Genomic DNA, 16,526 nt, shown 5'->3' with positions numbered 1-16,526 from the left:
GGCCCGGAAGACCCTTCGGGGGCTTCCGGGCCCGGCCCTTTCGCGCGCCTGTCCGGACTGCGGTCAACCGGGAATCGGCGGTCGGCGCGCCGATAGGCTGAGAGCGCTGTTTCCCTTTCCCACCACCAGGAGCGTGGACCATGAGCGTTGTGACACCGGCAGGCGGCGAGACCCCGGCCACGCGTTCCTGGCCCGACGTGCTCAGCACGCTGCTGGCCCGGCAGGACCTGAGCGCGGCGGACACCGCGTGGGCGATGGACGCGATCATGCGGGGCGAGGCCACCGATGTGCAGATCGCCGGATTCGCGGTCGCGCTGCGGGCGAAGGGGGAGACCGTCGAGGAGGTCTCCGGCATGGTGCGGGCGATGTACGCGCACGCCAACACCATCGAGGTGCCGGGCCCGACGGTGGACATCGTCGGCACCGGCGGCGACCGGGCCAAGACGGTGAACATCTCCACGATGTCGGCGATCGTGGTGGCCGGCACCGGTGCGAAGGTCGTCAAGCACGGCAATCGCGCCGCGTCCTCCGCCAGCGGCGCCTCCGACGTCCTGGAACAGCTCGGCGTCAATCTCCAGCTGACGCCGCAGCGCGTCGTGGAGGTCGCCGAGGAGGCCGGGATCACCTTCTGCTTCGCGGTGAAGTTCCACCCGGCGCTGCGCCATGTGGCGACCGCCCGCGCCGAGTTGGGGGTGGCCACCACCTTCAACTTCCTCGGCCCGCTGACCAATCCGGCCCGGGTGCGGTCCCAGGCCACCGGGGTCGCGGACCCGCGGATGGCGCCGATCGTCGCCGGGGTGCTCGCCGAGCGCGGCTCGTCCGCGCTGGTGTTCCGCGGTGACGACGGCCTGGACGAGCTGACCACCACGGCCACCTCGCAGGTGTGGGTGGTGCGGGACGGCGCGGTCGAGCGGGTCGCCTTCGACCCGCGGGACGTCGGCCTGCCCCTGGTGCCGGTGGCGGCGCTGCGCGGCGCCGACGCGGCCCACAACGCGGCGGTGGCCCGCCGGCTGCTGGCGGGCGAGACCGGGCCCGTACGGGACGCGGTGCTGCTCAACTCGGCGGCGGCGCTGGTCGCGCTGCGGCCGAATGACGACCCGCTGGAGAAGCAGATCGCGGCCGGCCTGGAGGCGGCGGCCGAGTCGATCGACTCGGGCGCGGCGGCGGCGGCACTGGAGCGGTGGGCCGCGGCGAGCAACGCGTGACCGTCACCGGTATCGCGTAGAACCATGGAACGGCCGCCGTACGGGCGAATTCCGGCCGTACGTGACGGGTGTGGCACAAGACGCTGTCCAATTTCTGGACGGCGTCTTGTGCGTCTGAGGACGTATGGCAGAATGCTGTTCAGGTCACGAGTGACAGCGTCAAGGCCCCGGCTCGCTGTCCGGCAACCCTCCGTCCGAGGCGGGGTGCCCCGGGTGATGACCAGGCCGTGAAGCAGCGAGGCTCACGGCAAGCCGGACTTGGGGAGTTCTTTCATGAGCAAGCGAATGCGATAGGGCCTGTCGGCCCGGTTCCGCCTTTTCCGCCCGACGTATTCATCCCGCGTACCCGTACGGTGAGCCTTTTCTTTCGGCTCCGGGTGTGCGGTGATTTCGCCTGCCGTAATCCGGGAGATCGCCATGACTGTGACCACTGCTGCCACCGACCGTCGTATTTGTACCCCGCTGCCCGTTCTGGGCCGGGACGTCCTCGTTCCGCTCGTCACGGGCGGCACCGTGCCGTACGCCGCGCTCGACTACGCCGCCAGCGCCCCCGCGCTCCAGCGGGTGTGGGACGACATCGCCGCGTACGCCCCCTACTACGGCAGCGTGCACCGCGGTGCCGGCTACCTCTCCCAGCTGTCCACCGACCTGTTCGAGCAGAGCCGCGACACCGTCGCCGACTTCCTCGGCTGCCGGGACGGCGACCAGGTGATCTTCACCCGGTCCACCACCGACTCGCTCAATCTGCTGGCCGCCGTGGTCCCGGCCGGCACTCATGTCTTCGTCTTCGAGACCGAGCACCACGCCTCGCTGCTGCCCTGGCGGACCCGCGACGACGTGCGGGTGACCGTGCTGAGCGCGCCGCGTACGCCGGAACAGGCCGTCGCCGTCCTTGACGTGGCGCTGCACGGCGCCGCCAAGGGCCCCAAGCTGGTCTGCGTCACCGGCGCCTCCAATGTGACCGGGGAGCTGTGGCCGGTACGGGAACTGGCCGCCGCCGCGCACCGGCACGGCGCCCGGATCGTGCTGGACGCGGCGCAGTTGGCCCCGCACCACCCGGTGGACGTGGCCGCGCTGGACGTCGACTGGGTCGCCTTCTCCGGCCACAAGCTCTACGCGCCCTTCGGTTCCGGTGTGCTGGCCGGCCGCGCCGACTGGCTGCGCGAGGCCGAGCCGTACCTGGCGGGCGGTGGCGCCAGCCGCAAGGTCGCCCGGCGTGCGGACGGCGGGGTGGACGTGGAGTGGCACACCACCGCGGCCCGGCACGAGGCGGGCTCGCCCAATGTCATCGGCGTCTACGCCATCGCGTCGGCCTGCAAGGCGCTCACCGAGGCCGGCTTCGGTGAACTCGTCGACCGCGAGCAGCAGTTGCTGGCCCGGCTGCGGGCCGGGCTCGCCGAGGTGCCCGAGGTGCGGGTGCTGTCGCTGTTCGGCGACGACGCGCCCCGCGTCGGCGTCCTGTCCTTCGTCGTGAGCGGTTGGAACAGCTCGCACTTCGCCGCCGCGCTGTCCGCCGAGTACGGGATCGGGGTGCGCGACGGGCTGTTCTGCGCGCACCCGCTGGTGCGGACGCTGCTCGGCGGCGAGAGCGACGACCCGGGGGAGTGCGGGGCGCCGGAGGCGGCGCCGGGGGAGCGGTCGCTGAACGCGATCCGGGTCAGCTTCGGCGCGGGCACCCCCGAGGAGCACATCGACCGCTTCCTGACGGCGGTGCGCACCCTGGTGCGCGAGGGCGCGCGGTGGAGCTACCGCACCGAGGACGGCCGTTGCGTGCCCGACCGGGGCTGATGCCGCGGGCGGCGGTCACCCGGCAGGGGCGACGGCCGCCGTGCGGGACTCGATCGCCCGCAGCACCGCGATCATGTCGGCGGCCGGATCGGCCGCGCTGGTCTCGGCGAACAGGGCGTGGCAGATGTCGAGCAGCGGTGTCGCCGTCCCGGAGGCGCGGGCGGCCTCGGCGATGAGCCGGTTGTTCATCAGGACGTCGGCGGCCGCGGCCTGGACGCCGAAGTCGCGCGCCAGCAGCTTGGGCGCCTTCATCCGCGACACCCCGCTGGCCATCGGCCCCGCGTCCAGCACCGCGAGGAACCGGCCGCGGTCCAGACCGTGCCGCTCGGCGAAGTGGAAGGCCTCGGCCAGCCCGGTCACGGTGGTGATCAGGAAGAGATTGACCGACAGCTTCATCAGCAGCGCGCCGGGCACCGGCCCGCAGGCGAAGGTCTCGTGGCACATCGGCGCCAGCAGCGGCCGTACGTCCTCGACCGCCTCGGGATCGCCCGCCAGCATCGCGACCAGCCGCCCCTGCTCGGCGGGGACGCGGGAGCCGGAGACCGGCGCCTCCACGTAACGGCCGCCCGCCGCGCGGATGTCGGCCTCCAGGGCGCGCGAGTAGTCCGGCGCGGTGGTGCCCATGTGGACGAGGGTGCGGCCCGCGACGCGCTCGGCGAAGGCGGGGGTGCCGCGGCCGAGGCAGGTGTCGATCGCGGCACCGTCGGCGAGCATCACGAAGACGGTGTCGGTACGGGCGAGGAGGTCGGCCGGGCTGTCGGCCGTCTTCGCCCCGGCGGCCCGCAGCGCGTCGGCGGCGGGCGCGCTGCGGTTCCAGACCGTCAGCGGGGTGCCGGCCCGCAGGAGATTGAGCGCCATGGGCCGGCCCATGACCCCGAGTCCCAGAAAACCGATGTCCACCGCGCCACCGCCTTCCGCGGCCCGTGCCGGTCGATCGGCGGGCCGCACTTGCCGTTTATGACAGCCGTCATAATACTGGTCGCTATGACAGTCGTCATAGTGGATGGGGAGCCGGTCGTCACGGGCGGTGAACCCGCGGCACCGGACGGGATCGACGTGCTGCGGCCCACCGACCGGGACGCCGTGGCCCGGCTCTTCGCGGCCTGCTCGGCCGAGACGGTCCGGCTGCGGTTCTGGGGCGGCCGCCGCGAATTCCCCCGCGACCACCTGGACGCGCTGCTGGCCGGGCCGCCCGCCGAGCACGACGCGGTGGTCGCCCACCGCGGCGGCCGGGACCAGCTGGTCGGCATCGCGGGCTTCGCCGCCGGGCCGGACGGCCGGCCCGGCAGCGGTGAGCTGGGCGTGCTGGTCGTGGACGCGTGGCAGCGGCAGGGCGTCGGCACCGCGATGATCGGCCTGCTGCTGGCCCGCGCGCGGGCGCGGGGCGTCGAGCAGGTCGTGGCCAATGTGCTGCCGGGCCGGCACGGGCTGCTGGCGGCCCTCGGCCGCCGACTGGAGCCGGTCCGCGCGTCGTTCACCGGGGACGGCCTCACCGGCGTCTATAAGCTGGCGCCGACCGTATAGCCGACCGTATAGAAGTGGGCGTGGACGTGGGGTCGGCCGTACGGGACGCGCGGCGGTGCCGGCAGTGTCAGCGGTGTCAGCGAGAACAGTGGGACGACGGGCCCGGTGGAGGACGGCGATGACGGGAACCGACCGCGGACCGCGCGAGCGGATGGTCTTCAGCGCGGCCCAGCTCATCCGGCGCGAGGGCGTCGGCGCGACCGGCATGCGCGAGGTCGCCGCCCACGCGGGCGCGCCGCGCGGCTCGCTCCAGCACTATTTCCCCGGCGGCAAGGAACAGCTGGTCAACGAGGCGGTGGCCTGGGGCGGGCGCTACGCGGCCAAGCGCGTCGCCCGCTTCCTCGCCGCGCTCGACGAGCCGGCCCCGAGCGCGCTGTTCGCCGGCATGGTCACCCAGTGGACCGACGAATACGCGGCGATCGGCTTCGACGGCGGCTGCCCCGTCGCCGCCGCGGCCGTGGACTGCGCGCGGGCCACCGAGTCCACCCGGGAGGCGACCGCCGCCGCCTTCGCCGCCTGGACCGCGCCGCTCGCCGAGGCCCTGGCCGCCATGGGCGTCCCGCGGGAGCGGTCCGTACCGCTGGCGACCCTCATGATCAGCACCCTGGAGGGCGCGATCCTGATCGCCCGGGCGGAACAGGACACCCGCGCCCTCACCACCGCCGCCCGCGAACTCGGCCCGCTGCTGGACGCGGCGCGCGCGTAGGGACCGGGCGAAGACGTACGGCTCAGGCGTCGAGACCGATCGCGAACGCGGCCTCCAGGTCGTGCTGCGAGTACGTACGGAAGGCGACGTGCGTGTCGGTCGCCTCGACACCGGCGATCTTGGAGATCCGGCCGGGGATGATGTCGGCCAGGTCGTCGTGCCGGGCGACGCGCACCAGCGCGACCAGGTCGTAGGTGCCGGTCACCGAGTAGACCTCGCTGACGTTGTCCAGCGCGGCGATGGCCTCGGCGATCTCCGGAATCCGGTCGACGGACGTCTTGATGAGCACGATCGCGGTGATCACGGCTGGATGTCTCCTTGGGTCGACCCGACTACGACGCTCAGCTTACGACGCGGCCGGTAGCACACCCAGGCGCACAGGAACCCGAAGGCGAAGCCGACGACATGCGCCAGGTACGCGACCCCGGGCCCGTTGCCGCCGGTCTGCGCCGCGAGCCACTGGAGGACGAACCAGAAGCCCAGCACCATCCAGGCGGGGAACCGCAGCGGGATGAAGAAGAGGAAGGGGAAGAGGCTGGTCACCCGGGCCTTGGGGTAGAGGTACAGATACGCACCGAGCGCACCCGAGATCGCCCCCGACGCGCCCACCAGGCTCTGCGTCGACTCCGGGTTGGCGAGCGCGAAACCGTACGTCGCCAGGCAGCCCGCCACCAGGTAGAAGAGCGCGAACCGCAGCCGCCCCATGCGGTTCTCCACGTTGTCGCCGAAGACGTAGAGGAAGAGCATGTTGCCGATCAGATGCAGCCAGCTCCCGTGCAGGAACATCGCGGTGAGCACCGACAGCAGCGGCGACTTGGTGTACGCGTGCGGCGCCGCGCAGCCCGTGGGCAGCTCCAGCCGGTCCATCGGGAGCTGTCCGTGGAACAGCTCGCTCGGGATGACGCCCCAGTGCGCGAAGTAGACGGCCTGCGCGCACTGCAGCTTGTCGCCGGTGCCGTAACCGGCGTTGAAGCCGGACAGCGGCCCCAGCAGGAAGACCACGGTGCACAGACCGATCAGCGCGTACGTCACGACCGGCGTGCGGCGGACGGGGTTCTTGTCGTACACCGGGATGACCATGGACCGATGATGACGCAGCGGGCGTAACGGACATAGGCCGCCTCGCCGCAGCGCGTCGCGGGCCCGAGGCCGTAGGGTGACCCCGACACACGCCCGTCAGCGCAGGTACGCCCGACAGTCCCGAATTCCCCGAGGAAGAGGTGCAGGACCGATGCCGGTGCCCATGCCGACCACGACGACCCGCTGGCGCTGCACGCAGTGCGGCAATCTGACCCGTTTCGACGTGACCCGGTCCACCCGGCTGACCGAGTACGTCCACCTCGACCTCGGCGGCGAGCCGCGGATCGAGGAGACCGAGGTGCTCAGCGAGACGGTCGAGTCGGTGCGCTGCCGCTGGTGCAACACCGCGGACCGGATCGAACTGGTCGACCGGCCCGGCGCGGCAGGGACCGAGGACGGTACGGCGGCGGCCGGCGACGGCGCGGACGACAGTACGGACACGGAAGCGGGTCCGGGGCAGGGTTGAGCCTCCTTACGGGGACAATGGATGCAAGAGGCGGCGGCCGGAGGGATCGAAGGGGGCCGGGGAGGCGCCGCGCAACCCGACGGGAGTGACTGGTGGACGGTAGTGGCGGCAATCTACGGGCCGAGGCGGACGGGCCCGAGACGGGTGCCGCCGAGCCGACGGCTGCCACCGGCGCGCCGGACACGGCTGTCACCGACGCACCGGACGCAGTGGGGGACGGGACACCCGGCACGGCGGCGGACGGGACGGCCGACGACGCCCAGGAGCCGACGCTCGACCGGCCGCTGCCGGAAGGCGTACGGCACCGCGTCGTCGCCGTCGCGGCCGACGCCTTCGGCAGCTTCACCTTCGCCGAACTGCCGCTGCCACTGCGGCCGTACGCCCGTTTCACCCCCTCAAGACGGGCGAAACACGCGGCCACCGCACTGGCCGCCGCTCTGGAGAGCGACCCCGCCTTCCGGCACAAGGTCGCGGGAAAACTCCGCGAGGCGCAGCCGGAGCTGACCGGCGCGCTGGACGCCGGCACCCCGCCGCCCGCCGCCGACCCGCTGGACGTGGCCGCCGCGGCGTATCTGCTGCGCCCGGCTGGCTGGGCCAAGCTCGTCGCCACCGCGGGCGAGGAGGCGCAGCGCGCGCACGCCGAGCGGGCCGACGAGGAGACGCTGCGCGAACTGGCCAAGCTCCGCGAGGAGGTGCAGAGCCTGCACGCCCAGCTCCGCTCCGAGGCGGTACGCGCCCGCGCCGAACTGGACGCCGTCCGCAAGGAGGGCGACGTGGCGCACCGCAAACTGCGCAGCGCGCTCAGCGACGTCAAACGAGCCGAGGCCGCGCAGCGCCGGATCCAGGCGGAACTGGACGAGGCGCGGGCGGCCGCCGACCGGGACAGGGCCGCCGCCGAGACCGAGGCCCGGCGACTGCGCACCCGGGTCGCCGAGGCCGAGGCGGCCGTCGAGTCCGGCCGCCGCGCCGCCCGCGAGGGCCGCAGCATCGAGGACGTACGGCTGCGGCTGCTGCTGGACACCGTGCTCGACGCGGCCTCCGGGCTGCGCCGCGAACTGGCCCTGCCGCCGCGCGAGTCCATGGGCGTACGGCCCGCGGACACCGTGGACGCGGTCGCGCCCGGCGCCTTCAGCCCGCGCGACATCGCCACCCGCGCGCTGTCCGAGACCGACCCGGCGCTGCTCGACCAGCTGCTCGCGCTGCCGCAGGCGCATCTGGTCGTGGACGGCTACAACGTCACCAAGACCGGCTATCCGTCGATGCCGTTGGAGAAGCAGCGGCTGCGGCTGCTGGGCGGGCTCGCGGCACTGGCCGCGCAGAGCGGCGCCGAGGTCACCTGTGTCTTCGACGGCGCCGACCTGGACATGCCGGTACTGCTCGCGCCGCCGCGCGGCGTACGGGTGCTGTTCAGCAAGGCCGGTGAGACCGCGGACGAGTTGATCCGGCGGCTGGTGCGCGCCGAACCGCCGGGCCGGCAGATCGTGGTGGTCTCCGCCGACCGCGAGGTCGCCGACGGCGTGGCCAAGGCGGGCGCCCGCCCGGTCGCCTCGGTGCTGCTGCTGAAACGGCTCGCGCGGGTCTGACCGACCCGGACCGTACGGGGCCGCGGGGGCCGCGTCGGCCCGCTCCGTGTACCTGCGGCCCCGCTTCGTACACCTGCGCGTTTCACGAACGCACCAGCGTCAACCCAGCGTTGATCGACCCTCACTGCGCGTACGAAGGTCGTAAAGAATGTGCGAACCGGTCGAGATTTTGCCTACAAGGATTTGAACCGATCACAGGAAGGTCACTAGGGTCAGGCGTCGAACCTCCGCGCAGTCGATCATCCAATCCGGATGGCGCGTCGGGGGCCGCCCGCCAGTCAACCGGTAGGCGGCTGAAGGAAGAAGGAGCTCGCCTTCGTGGCGTCCCACCGTCGTCCCAAGCCGGCGAACCGCACGCGCGTCACCGTGCTGACCGCCACCGCCGCTGCCGCCGTGGCCCTCACGGCCCAGGCCGCACAGGCCGCCCCCGCCAAGCCGACCGTCAAGGACGCCAAGGCGAAGGTGGACGCGCTCTACGAGCAGGCGGAGCAGGCCTCCGAGAAGTACGACGGGGCCAACGAGAAGCTGCACACCCTCCAGAAGGAGGCGGGCACGCTCCAGGACCAGGTGGCGCGCCAGCAGCAGCACCTGAACCAGCTCAGGGACGGCCTCGGCACCATCGCGGCCTCGCAGTACCGCAACGGCGGCATCGACCCGACGCTGCAGCTCTTCCTTTCCGCCAACCCGGACAGCTACCTGGACCAGGCCACCCGCCTGGACCAGATGACGTCGCTGCAGACCGACTCGCTGCGCCAACTCCAGGACGCCAAGCGGACCCTGGACCAGCAGCGGGCCGAAGCGACCGCCAAGCTCACCGAGTTGCAGTCCACCCGGACCGAACTGGCCAAGCGCAAGGCCGAGGCGAAGGACAAGCTCGCCGAGGCGCAGCGGATCCTCAACTCGCTGACCGCCGCGCAGCGCGCGTCCATCGCCGCCGCCGACGCCCGGGCCAACCGCTCCACCACCCGCGTCGACCTCGGCGACGCGAAGCCGGCCTCGCAGCGGGCCGCCGCCGCCTTCTCGGCCGCGCAGACCCGGATCGGCATGCCGTACGTCTACGGCGCCTCCGGCCCCAGCTCCTTCGACTGCTCCGGCCTCACCTCCTGGGCCTACAACCAGGCGGGCGTGAGCATCCCCCGCACCTCGCAGGCGCAGGCCAACGCGGGCACCCGGATCTACTCCCAGTCCCAGCTGGCCGTCGGCGACCTGGTGATCTTCTACGGCGACGCCCACCACGTCGGCCTGTACGCGGGCAACGGCATGGTGCTGCACGCGCCGAAGCCGGGCGCGTCGGTGCGCTACGAGTCGATCGGCAACATGCCGTTCCAGTTCGGCGTCCGGATCTGACACCCGCCGTCCGGAGCCGACACGGCGTCCGGACGCCAACCGGGCTCGGACACCTACGGCGTTCGGGTGATGAACACCTGCGCGCACCGCCTCGCGCCGGGCACGTGACCTGCGGCGGAGGCGGGGCGCGCGAAGCCCGGTGTGCCCGGTTCTTTGAACTCTCCGCGTCCTGCTGACTACTGTCAGCGCTCGTGGCTTCCCATCGACGCTCCACGCAGCCGGGCCTCGCCGCCCGCACCACCCGCGTCACCGTGCTGTCCGCGGCCGCCGCGGCGACCGCGGCGCTGTCCGGCACCGCGGCCCAGGTCGCGGCGGCCGACCCCGGCGGCGGCCCGCCCGACCAGGCGTCCCGGCTCGACCGGCTCTACCAGCAGGCCGAGCAGGCGACCGAGAAGTACGACGCGGCGCAGGAGCACGCCAAGCAGCTGCGGGCCGACCTCGCGACCCTCCAGGACCGGGCCGCCCGCGGCCAGCAGCAGGTCAACGAGATGCGCGACGAAATGGGCGCGCTCGCCACCGAGCAGTACCGCAGCGGCGGCATCGACCCCTCGCTCGCGCTGCTGATGACCTCGGAGCCCGACCAGTACCTGGACCGGGCCACCACCCTGGACCGGCTCGGCGCCCAGCAGACCGAGCGGCTGCGGCAGTTGCAGGAGGCCGAGCGGCTGCTGCTCCAGCAACGCGCCCAGGCCACCGGCAAGCTCGCGGAACTCGACCGGAACCGCACCGAACTGCAGAAGCGCAAGCGGTCGGTGCAGCAGGCGCTCGCCGAGGCGCGGCGGCTGCTCAACGCGATGCCCGCCGCGCAGCGCGCCGACTACCGCCCGGGCATGGGCGAGCGGGCCTCCCGCGACCGCGCCACCCCCGACATCCCGGATCTGCCCGCCGCCTCCGGGCGCGGCGCGATGGCCGTGGCAGCCGCCCGGCAGATGATCGGCAGGCCCTACGTCTGGGGCGCCACGGGGCCGAACTCCTTCGACTGCTCGGGCCTGATGCAGTACGCGTACGCGCGCGCCGGGGTGTCGCTGCCGCGGACCTCGCAGGAGCAGATGAACGCCGGGCAGCGGGTGCCGCTCGACCAGGCGCGGCCCGGCGATCTGGTGATCTACCGCAGCGACGCCAGCCATGTCGCGATGTACGTCGGCGGCGGCCAGGTCATCCACGCGCCGTACCCCGGCGCGCGGGTGCGCTACGACCCGGTCGGCATGATGCCGATCACGGCGGTGACCCGGCCGTAAGGGGCCGCGGGACGGCCCGTGGGCGGGGGCCGTGAGGGGCGGCGCGGGGCCGTACGATCGGGCGCATGGCCGCGGCGCAGCTGAGACGTTCGCTGACCGCCTCCCTGGTCCGGGTGGCGGTGCTCGCCGCGCTCTTCGCGCTGCTCTTCCAGTGCACCGTGCACCCCTCGTCGCACCCCGCGAAGGCGACCGCGACGGCGGCCGACGCCGCCGAGGCCGGGATGCGGCAGCTGCTCACCCGGCAGGCGGCGGCCGTGCTGCACCGCGACCGGCCGGCGTTCCTCGCCGCCGTCGACCCGCGCGCGACCGGCTATCTGACCCGGCAGCGCAAGGTCTTCGACGACCTCGCGGACGTACCGCTGGCGGCCTGGTCCTACCGGCTCGTCGCGACCGGTGCCTTCCCGCTGCCGCCGGCCGCGGACGGCACCGTGCGGACCGCGGCGCAGGTCGAACTCCGCTACCGCCTCACCGGTTTCGACACCCAGCCGGTCTCGGCGACGTATTACCTGACCTTCGCGCACCGGGACGGCCGCTGGTACGTCGCCGGTGACGACGACGGCGCGGCGGCCGGGAAGCACAGCGCCGTCGAACTGTGGGACCAGGGACCGGTGACGGTGGTGCGCGGCCGGTACAGCCTGGTGCTCGGGCCCGGGTCGGTCACGGCGCTGCGCCGCTACGCCGACGAGGCGGACGAGGCGGTGCCGCAGGTGCGGCACGCCTGGCCGGACGGCTGGACCGGCAAGGTCGTGGTCGAGGTGCCGGGGTCGCTGGCGCGGATGGCCGCGCTGCTCGGGGCGGAGCCCGCGGACTACCGCAATTTCGCCGCCGTCACGGCGGGCGAGGCGGGCGGGACCGCGACCTTCCATTCCGACCGGGTGATCATCAACCCCGAGGCGTTCGCGGGGCTGTCGGAGTTCGGGCGGCAGACCACGCTCACCCATGAGACGACGCATGTCGCGACGCGCGCCACGACCACGGCGAACACTCCGCTGTGGCTGTCGGAGGGGGTCGCGGACTGGACGGCGTACCGCACCGCCGGGCGCACCGCCCGGGAGATCGCCGCCGAGCTGTCGACCGCCGTCGCCGCGGGCCGGGTCCCGGCGGCGCTGCCCGCCGACGCCGACTTCCACGCCACCGACGCCGCCGCTCTCTCCCGCGCCTACGAGGGCGGCTGGCTCGCCTGCCGGATGGTCGCGGACCAGTGGTCCCCGGCCAGGCTCACCGATCTCTACCGCGCCGTCGCCGCCGGCGGCTCCGTCGACAGCCACCTGCGGGCCACCCTCGGCCTCACCCTCCCCGCCTTCACCGCGCGCTGGCGCGCCTACCTTCAGCAGGAGCTGGCATGACCCCTCCACCCGACCGCGTCCCCGCCGATGTGCCGGGCGACGTGTCCGGCGGTCCCGGGGACGACTTCAGCGCCGAATACGTCGCGCGGGCACGGGAGTTGCGGCGCGGGGTGTGGCCCGTGGCCGTCGGGGGGCGGGCCGCCGGGCTCGGGCTGGTGCTGGCCCTGGGTCTGACCGGCGGGGGAGCGGGCCTGGTGGCCGGATTCGGCGGGGCGTGGGCCGCGCGGGTGGCCGGGGCGGCGGTGACGCTGGTGCTGCTGCCGGAGGCGCTGGGGCTGCCGTTCGGGGCGCGCGGGCGGGTGGTGCGGCGCCGCTTCGGCCTGATCACCCAGGGCTGGGGCGGCTGGTGGGCCGATGTGCTGCGCGGCCTGCTGATCTCGCTGCCGCTCACCGCCGGCGCCCTCTTCGCCGTCTACGCCCTGGCCGGCGTGACCGGCCACTGGTGGGTGTGGGCCGCGCTCGGCGCCGCCGCCGTGACCGTCCTGCTGTCCTGGGCGGCGCCCCTGGTCTTCGAACCGCTCTTCAACCGCTTCACGCCCATGGCGCCGGGACCGCTCAGGGACGCCCTGCTGGCGCTCGCCGAGCGCGACGGCGTCACCGTCGAGGACGTCCTCGTCGCCGACGCCTCCCGCCGTACCACCGCCCTCAACGCGTACGTCTCCGGCTTCGGCCGCACCCGCCGGATCGTCGTCTACGACACCCTGCTGAGCACGGCCGACCCGCGCGAGGTGGAGCTGGTGGTGGCCCATGAACTCGGCCATGTCGTGCACCGGGACGTGCCGCGCGGCACCGCGCTCGGCGCGCTCGGCGCGGCGGCCGGGGTGTGCGTACTGGCCGCCGTGGTCACCTGGCGGCCGCTGCTCGACCTGGCGGGCGCCGACGGCTTCGCCGACCCGCGCTCGGCCTGGCTGCTCGCGGCGGTCGCCTCCGTCGGCGGCGCCGTCGCCGCGCCGCTGGGCGCGGCCGTCAGCCGCCGCGTCGAGCGGCGCGCCGACCGGCACGCCCTCGAACTCACCGCGGACCCGGCCGGATTCATCGCGATGCAGCGCCGGCTCACCGTCGTCAACGTCGGCGAGCCCAGCCCGCCCCGCGCGCTCCACCTGCTCTTCGGCACCCACCCCGCGCCGGCCGAGCGGATCGCCGCGGCCCGCGCCTGGCGGGTGCCCGGCTGAGACCGGGTTTCAGCGCGAGGTCGAGGTCAGTACCGACGTACGGTCGTCCCGCGCGGCGGGCATCCCGCGCTCCGGCAGACCGCGCGCCGCCCGCCGCGGCACGGTGGCCGCCCACAGCCGGCGGCAGGCGCTCAGCGAGGCGAGGACCAGCAGCCCGTTGCGCACCAGCAGCAGCGCCACGCCCAGCTTGTCGCTGGCCACGACGTCGGAGAAGAAGACCGGGAACTCCAGCGTGGTGAAGAGCGTCGCCGCCAGCACCAGCGCGACCGGCCGCCGCATCACCGACTCGCGCAGCGTCACGCAGACCGCGCCGATGCCGATCAGCCACACCATGTACTGCGGGCTGATCACCCGGCTGGTGGTGGTGAAGACCAGCAGCGCGGCGAAGGCCGCGTCGTACGGCGTGGCGACGGTGAACGTCCGGGCCCGCAGCCGCCACAGCAGCAGCCAGCCGAAGGCGAGCACCGACAGCGCCATGGCGGCGGTGCTGACCAGGTGCACGTGCGGGCCGAGGAATTCCATCGAGCCGTAGTTCATCCGCACGGTGCCGTGCCAGCCCAGGTGCCGCCCGAGGTGGAAGACCATCGCGCCCAGCGACTCGACCTCGGTGCCGCGTTCGCGCTGGAAGGTGAGGAAGGACATCGAGCCCGGCATCGCCAGGTGGAAGGCGAGCGCGAGCACCGCCATGGTGGCCGCGGCGGTCAGCCACGACCGCCGGGTGGACCGGCCGCGCGGCGCCCCGATGAGCAGCAGCAGCGGCCACACCTTGAGCATCGCGCCGAACCCGGCGAGCAGTCCCGCGGCCCGCGGCCGGCGCGGGAAGCGGAGCAGCGCGAGCACGCCGACGGCGGTCACCATCACGTCGTAGCGGGCGTAGACGATCGGGCCGAGCAGGGTGACACCGCCGACCCACACCCACACCGCGGCGAGCCGCCCCGACCTGCGGACCGCCGAGTCGCGCAGCAGCACGCCGAGCACGACGGCGTCGGCGAGGAAGGCCAGCCAGAAGAAGGCGGCGCTGTAGCCGAGGAAGGGCAGCAGGCCGGGGGAGAGCACGACCAGCGCGGCGCCCGGCGGATACTGCCAGGTCACGTCGTGCAGCGGGAAGGTGCCGCCGCGCAGCACCCCGTACCAGCCGTGGTAGATCGACGAGACGTCGTTGGCGATGTACTGACCGGGGAAACGGACGACCTCGAACACGAACAGCAGGAACGCGGTGCGGGTGAGGACCCAGACGATGACAGCCCAGCTCCGACTGCTGATATGTGTGTTTGTCACGATATGCATCATGCGGTGAACGGCGGTGCCGCCGCCGGACGGACGCGCCCCCGCGCCGCCAGCCGGGTGAACCGCGGACCCGGCCACCGGACGGGTACTGTCGGCGGGGATGGACAAGACCCTGATCGTCACCAACGACTTCCCGCCCCGCCCCGGCGGCATCCAGTCCTTCGTGCACAGCATGGCGCTGCGCATGGACCCCGGGCAGGTGGTCGTCTACGCCTCCACGTGGAAGGACGGCAGCGAGGTCGCGGCCTTCGACGCCGAGCAGCCCTTCCCTGTGGTCCGCGACCGCACCTCGATGCTGCTGCCCACGCCCCGGGTGACCCGCAGGGCCGCCGAACTGCTGCGCCGGCACGGCTGTTCCTCGGTCTGGTTCGGCGCCGCCGCTCCGCTCGGCCTGATGGGACCCGCGCTGCGCGAGGCCGGCGCGCGCCGGCTGGTCGGCACCACGCACGGCCACGAGGCGGGCTGGGCGCAGCTGCCCGGCAGCCGCCGGCTGCTGCGCCGGATCGGCGAGGGCACCGACACCCTCACCTACCTCGGCGAGTACACCCGCTCCCGGATCGCCCCCGTGCTGACCCCGGCCGCCGCCGCCCGCATGGTCCAACTGCCGCCGGGTGTCGACGAGAAGACCTTCCACCCCGGCTCGGGCGGCGCGGTCGTACGGGCCAGGCTCGGCCTCGCCGACCGCCCGGTGGTGGTGTGCGTGTCGCGGCTGGTGCCGCGCAAGGGCCAGGACACGCTGATCCGGGCGCTGCCGCGGATCCTGCACGACGTGCCGGACACGGTGCTGCTGATCGTCGGCGGCGGCCCGTACCGCGGCGACCTGGAGAAGCTGGCCGCCGGGACCGGGGTCAGCCACGCGGTGCGCTTCACCGGCCCGGTGCCATGGGAGGAACTGCCCGCGCACTACGGCGCGGGCGACGTCTTCGCGATGCCGTGCAGGACCCGGCGCGGCGGCTTGGACGTGGAGGGGCTCGGCATCGTCTACCTGGAGGCGTCCGCCACCGGCCTGCCGGTGGTCGCGGGCGACTCCGGCGGCGCGCCGGACGCGGTGCTGGACGGCGAGACCGGCTGGGTGGTCGCGGGCGGCTCCCCGACCCAGGCCGCCGACCGCGTCCTCACCCTGCTGCACGACCCGGAGCTGCGCCGCCGGATGGGCGAGCGGGGCCGCCGCTGGGTCGAGGAGTCCTGGCGCTGGGACCTGCTGGCGCAGCGGCTGCGGTCACTGCTGTAGCCGGAGGAGACGGACCTCGCCCCGGTGCGCCGACGGGGTCCGCGGCTCTCAGGGCGGCGTGAGGGCGTCGAGTTGTGCGGCCAGGTCGTGGTGTCCCGCTGTCAGGTGCGGGCGGGCGGCGTTGAGCGGGTGGACCAGCTCGGCGGGGTCGTCGTGGGCGAGGGCGGCCCGGATCCGGCTGAGCGGCAGGCGGGCGGCGGCGGGCAGATCGGTGAGCGCGGTGATCTGGCCGGCGAGGCGGCGCAGGTCGGCCGCGTTGTGGCGGGCCCAGGCGGCGGTGGTGCGTTCGGCGGCGCGGCGGCCCCGGGTGGCCTGGACACGCTGTTCCCCGGTGGTCCCCGCGGGGCCGGGCCGACCGCGCAGATAGCGGCGTTCTGCGGCCTGGCGGCTGGCGACGCCCAGCGGGGAGGCGAGGTCGGCCCAACTGGCGCCCGCGTCCCGGGCGGTCTCGATCAGGCCGTTCTCCCATCCGGCGAGCCGCTCGCGCACCTGCCGCAGCAACAGCAGGGAGGCCAGTGCCTGTTCCGCTCCGGGGCCGGCGGAATCCGGCGCG

The 16,526-nt window shown here is 74.0% G+C and carries 15 protein-coding genes, 1 pseudogene and 1 riboswitch; of the genes and pseudogenes, 11 read left to right on the top strand and 5 right to left on the bottom strand.

Features of this window, described 5'->3' with window-relative positions:
* Window positions 1-140: 140 nt before the first annotated feature.
* Window positions 141-1,205, top strand: a complete 1,065-nt coding sequence (trpD, locus tag BM076_RS13255; protein ID WP_093713702.1) for an anthranilate phosphoribosyltransferase — start codon at window positions 141-143, stop codon at window positions 1,203-1,205.
* Between the two features lie 142 nt (window positions 1,206-1,347).
* Window positions 1,348-1,465: riboswitch (SAM riboswitch) on the top strand.
* A 157-nt stretch (window positions 1,466-1,622) separates the two neighbouring features.
* Window positions 1,623-2,993, top strand: a complete 1,371-nt coding sequence (locus tag BM076_RS13250; RefSeq protein WP_093713701.1) for an aminotransferase class V-fold PLP-dependent enzyme — start codon at window positions 1,623-1,625, stop codon at window positions 2,991-2,993.
* A 15-nt stretch (window positions 2,994-3,008) separates the two neighbouring features.
* Here the strand turns inward: BM076_RS13250 and BM076_RS13245 are convergent, their stop codons facing one another.
* Window positions 3,009-3,893 carry an NAD(P)-dependent oxidoreductase gene (locus BM076_RS13245; RefSeq protein WP_093713700.1) on the bottom strand — a complete coding sequence of 295 codons (885 nt, stop codon included), beginning with the start codon at window positions 3,891-3,893 and terminating at the stop codon, window positions 3,009-3,011.
* Window positions 3,894-3,977: 84 nt separating this feature from the next.
* Between BM076_RS13245 and BM076_RS13240 the strand changes: the two genes are divergently transcribed.
* Window positions 3,978-4,517, top strand: coding sequence for a GNAT family N-acetyltransferase (locus BM076_RS13240; protein WP_177246436.1), 540 nt, complete (start codon window positions 3,978-3,980; stop codon window positions 4,515-4,517).
* Between the two features lie 118 nt (window positions 4,518-4,635).
* Complete coding sequence (locus BM076_RS13235) at window positions 4,636-5,223, top strand: TetR/AcrR family transcriptional regulator (protein ID WP_093713698.1); 588 nt, start codon at window positions 4,636-4,638, stop codon at window positions 5,221-5,223.
* A 22-nt stretch (window positions 5,224-5,245) separates the two neighbouring features.
* Here BM076_RS13235 and BM076_RS13230 read toward each other — a convergent pair whose 3' ends face one another.
* A complete protein-coding gene (locus tag BM076_RS13230; protein WP_093713697.1) occupies window positions 5,246-5,527 on the bottom strand; it encodes an Lrp/AsnC ligand binding domain-containing protein in 282 nt (93 codons plus the stop codon).
* Window positions 5,524-6,303, bottom strand: coding sequence for a rhomboid family intramembrane serine protease (locus BM076_RS13225; protein WP_093713696.1), 780 nt, complete (start codon window positions 6,301-6,303; stop codon window positions 5,524-5,526). Before BM076_RS13225 ends, BM076_RS13230 begins: the two co-directional genes overlap by 4 nt.
* A gap of 151 nt (window positions 6,304-6,454) precedes the next feature.
* On the opposite strand from BM076_RS13225, the pseudogene BM076_RS13220 reads away from it, so the two are divergent.
* The 6 genes and pseudogenes from BM076_RS13220 to BM076_RS13195 form a co-directional block, all read left to right on the top strand.
* A pseudogene (locus tag BM076_RS13220) lies at window positions 6,455-6,685 on the top strand (hypothetical protein); the annotation flags it as partial.
* A 293-nt stretch (window positions 6,686-6,978) separates the two neighbouring features.
* On the top strand, window positions 6,979-8,352 hold the full coding sequence (locus tag BM076_RS13215; RefSeq protein ID WP_093713963.1) for an NYN domain-containing protein: 1,374 nt from the start codon (window positions 6,979-6,981) through the stop codon (window positions 8,350-8,352).
* Window positions 8,353-8,670: 318 nt separating this feature from the next.
* The gene (locus BM076_RS13210; protein WP_093713694.1) at window positions 8,671-9,699 is read left to right on the top strand and encodes a C40 family peptidase; all 1,029 of its coding nucleotides are present in this window, start codon (window positions 8,671-8,673) and stop codon (window positions 9,697-9,699) included.
* A 191-nt stretch (window positions 9,700-9,890) separates the two neighbouring features.
* The gene (locus BM076_RS13205) at window positions 9,891-10,937 is read left to right on the top strand and encodes a C40 family peptidase (protein WP_093713693.1); all 1,047 of its coding nucleotides are present in this window, start codon (window positions 9,891-9,893) and stop codon (window positions 10,935-10,937) included.
* 65 nt (window positions 10,938-11,002) lie between these two features.
* Complete coding sequence (locus tag BM076_RS13200; protein WP_245796030.1) at window positions 11,003-12,283, top strand: hypothetical protein; 1,281 nt, start codon at window positions 11,003-11,005, stop codon at window positions 12,281-12,283.
* Window positions 12,280-13,455: a M48 family metallopeptidase gene (locus BM076_RS13195; RefSeq protein ID WP_093713692.1), complete on the top strand. Its 1,176-nt coding sequence runs from the start codon at window positions 12,280-12,282 to the stop codon at window positions 13,453-13,455. The genes BM076_RS13200 and BM076_RS13195 overlap by 4 nt, the downstream gene beginning before the upstream one ends.
* A gap of 9 nt (window positions 13,456-13,464) precedes the next feature.
* Here BM076_RS13195 and BM076_RS13190 read toward each other — a convergent pair whose 3' ends face one another.
* Complete coding sequence (locus BM076_RS13190; protein WP_093713961.1) at window positions 13,465-14,742, bottom strand: glycosyltransferase family 87 protein; 1,278 nt, start codon at window positions 14,740-14,742, stop codon at window positions 13,465-13,467.
* Window positions 14,743-14,842: 100 nt separating this feature from the next.
* On the opposite strand from BM076_RS13190, the gene BM076_RS13185 reads away from it, so the two are divergent.
* Entirely contained in the window at window positions 14,843-15,973 is a 1,131-nt protein-coding gene (locus BM076_RS13185) for a glycosyltransferase family 4 protein (protein ID WP_093713691.1), read from the top strand.
* Window positions 15,974-16,021: 48 nt separating this feature from the next.
* Here BM076_RS13185 and BM076_RS13180 read toward each other — a convergent pair.
* A partial coding sequence (locus BM076_RS13180) for a type III effector protein (RefSeq protein WP_107416955.1) occupies window positions 16,022-16,526 on the bottom strand: 505 nt, incomplete at its 5' end.

The sequence above is a fragment of the Actinacidiphila alni genome, from assembly GCF_900112845.1.
Lineage (GTDB): Bacteria > Actinomycetota > Actinomycetes > Streptomycetales > Streptomycetaceae > Actinacidiphila > Actinacidiphila alni.
Note: the sequence above shows the minus strand (reverse complement) of the source record. Positions and strands in the feature narration are given on the sequence as shown.

Excerpts from the sequence above, each read along its gene's own strand:
- trpD (WP_093713702.1), top strand. The coding sequence starts at position 141 with ATGAGCGTTGTGACACCGGCAGGCGGCGAGACCCCGGCCACGCGTTCC.
- BM076_RS13250 (WP_093713701.1), top strand. The coding sequence starts at position 1,623 with ATGACTGTGACCACTGCTGCCACCGACCGTCGTATTTGTACCCCGCTG.
- BM076_RS13240 (WP_177246436.1), top strand. The coding sequence starts at position 3,978 with ATGACAGTCGTCATAGTGGATGGGGAGCCGGTCGTCACGGGCGGTGAA.
- BM076_RS13235 (WP_093713698.1), top strand. The coding sequence starts at position 4,636 with ATGACGGGAACCGACCGCGGACCGCGCGAGCGGATGGTCTTCAGCGCG.
- BM076_RS13225 (WP_093713696.1), bottom strand. The coding sequence starts at position 6,303 with ATGGTCATCCCGGTGTACGACAAGAACCCCGTCCGCCGCACGCCGGTC.
- BM076_RS13200 (WP_245796030.1), top strand. The coding sequence starts at position 11,003 with ATGGCCGCGGCGCAGCTGAGACGTTCGCTGACCGCCTCCCTGGTCCGG.
- BM076_RS13195 (WP_093713692.1), top strand. The coding sequence starts at position 12,280 with ATGACCCCTCCACCCGACCGCGTCCCCGCCGATGTGCCGGGCGACGTG.
- BM076_RS13190 (WP_093713961.1), bottom strand. The coding sequence starts at position 14,742 with ATGCATATCGTGACAAACACACATATCAGCAGTCGGAGCTGGGCTGTC.
- BM076_RS13185 (WP_093713691.1), top strand. The coding sequence starts at position 14,843 with ATGGACAAGACCCTGATCGTCACCAACGACTTCCCGCCCCGCCCCGGC.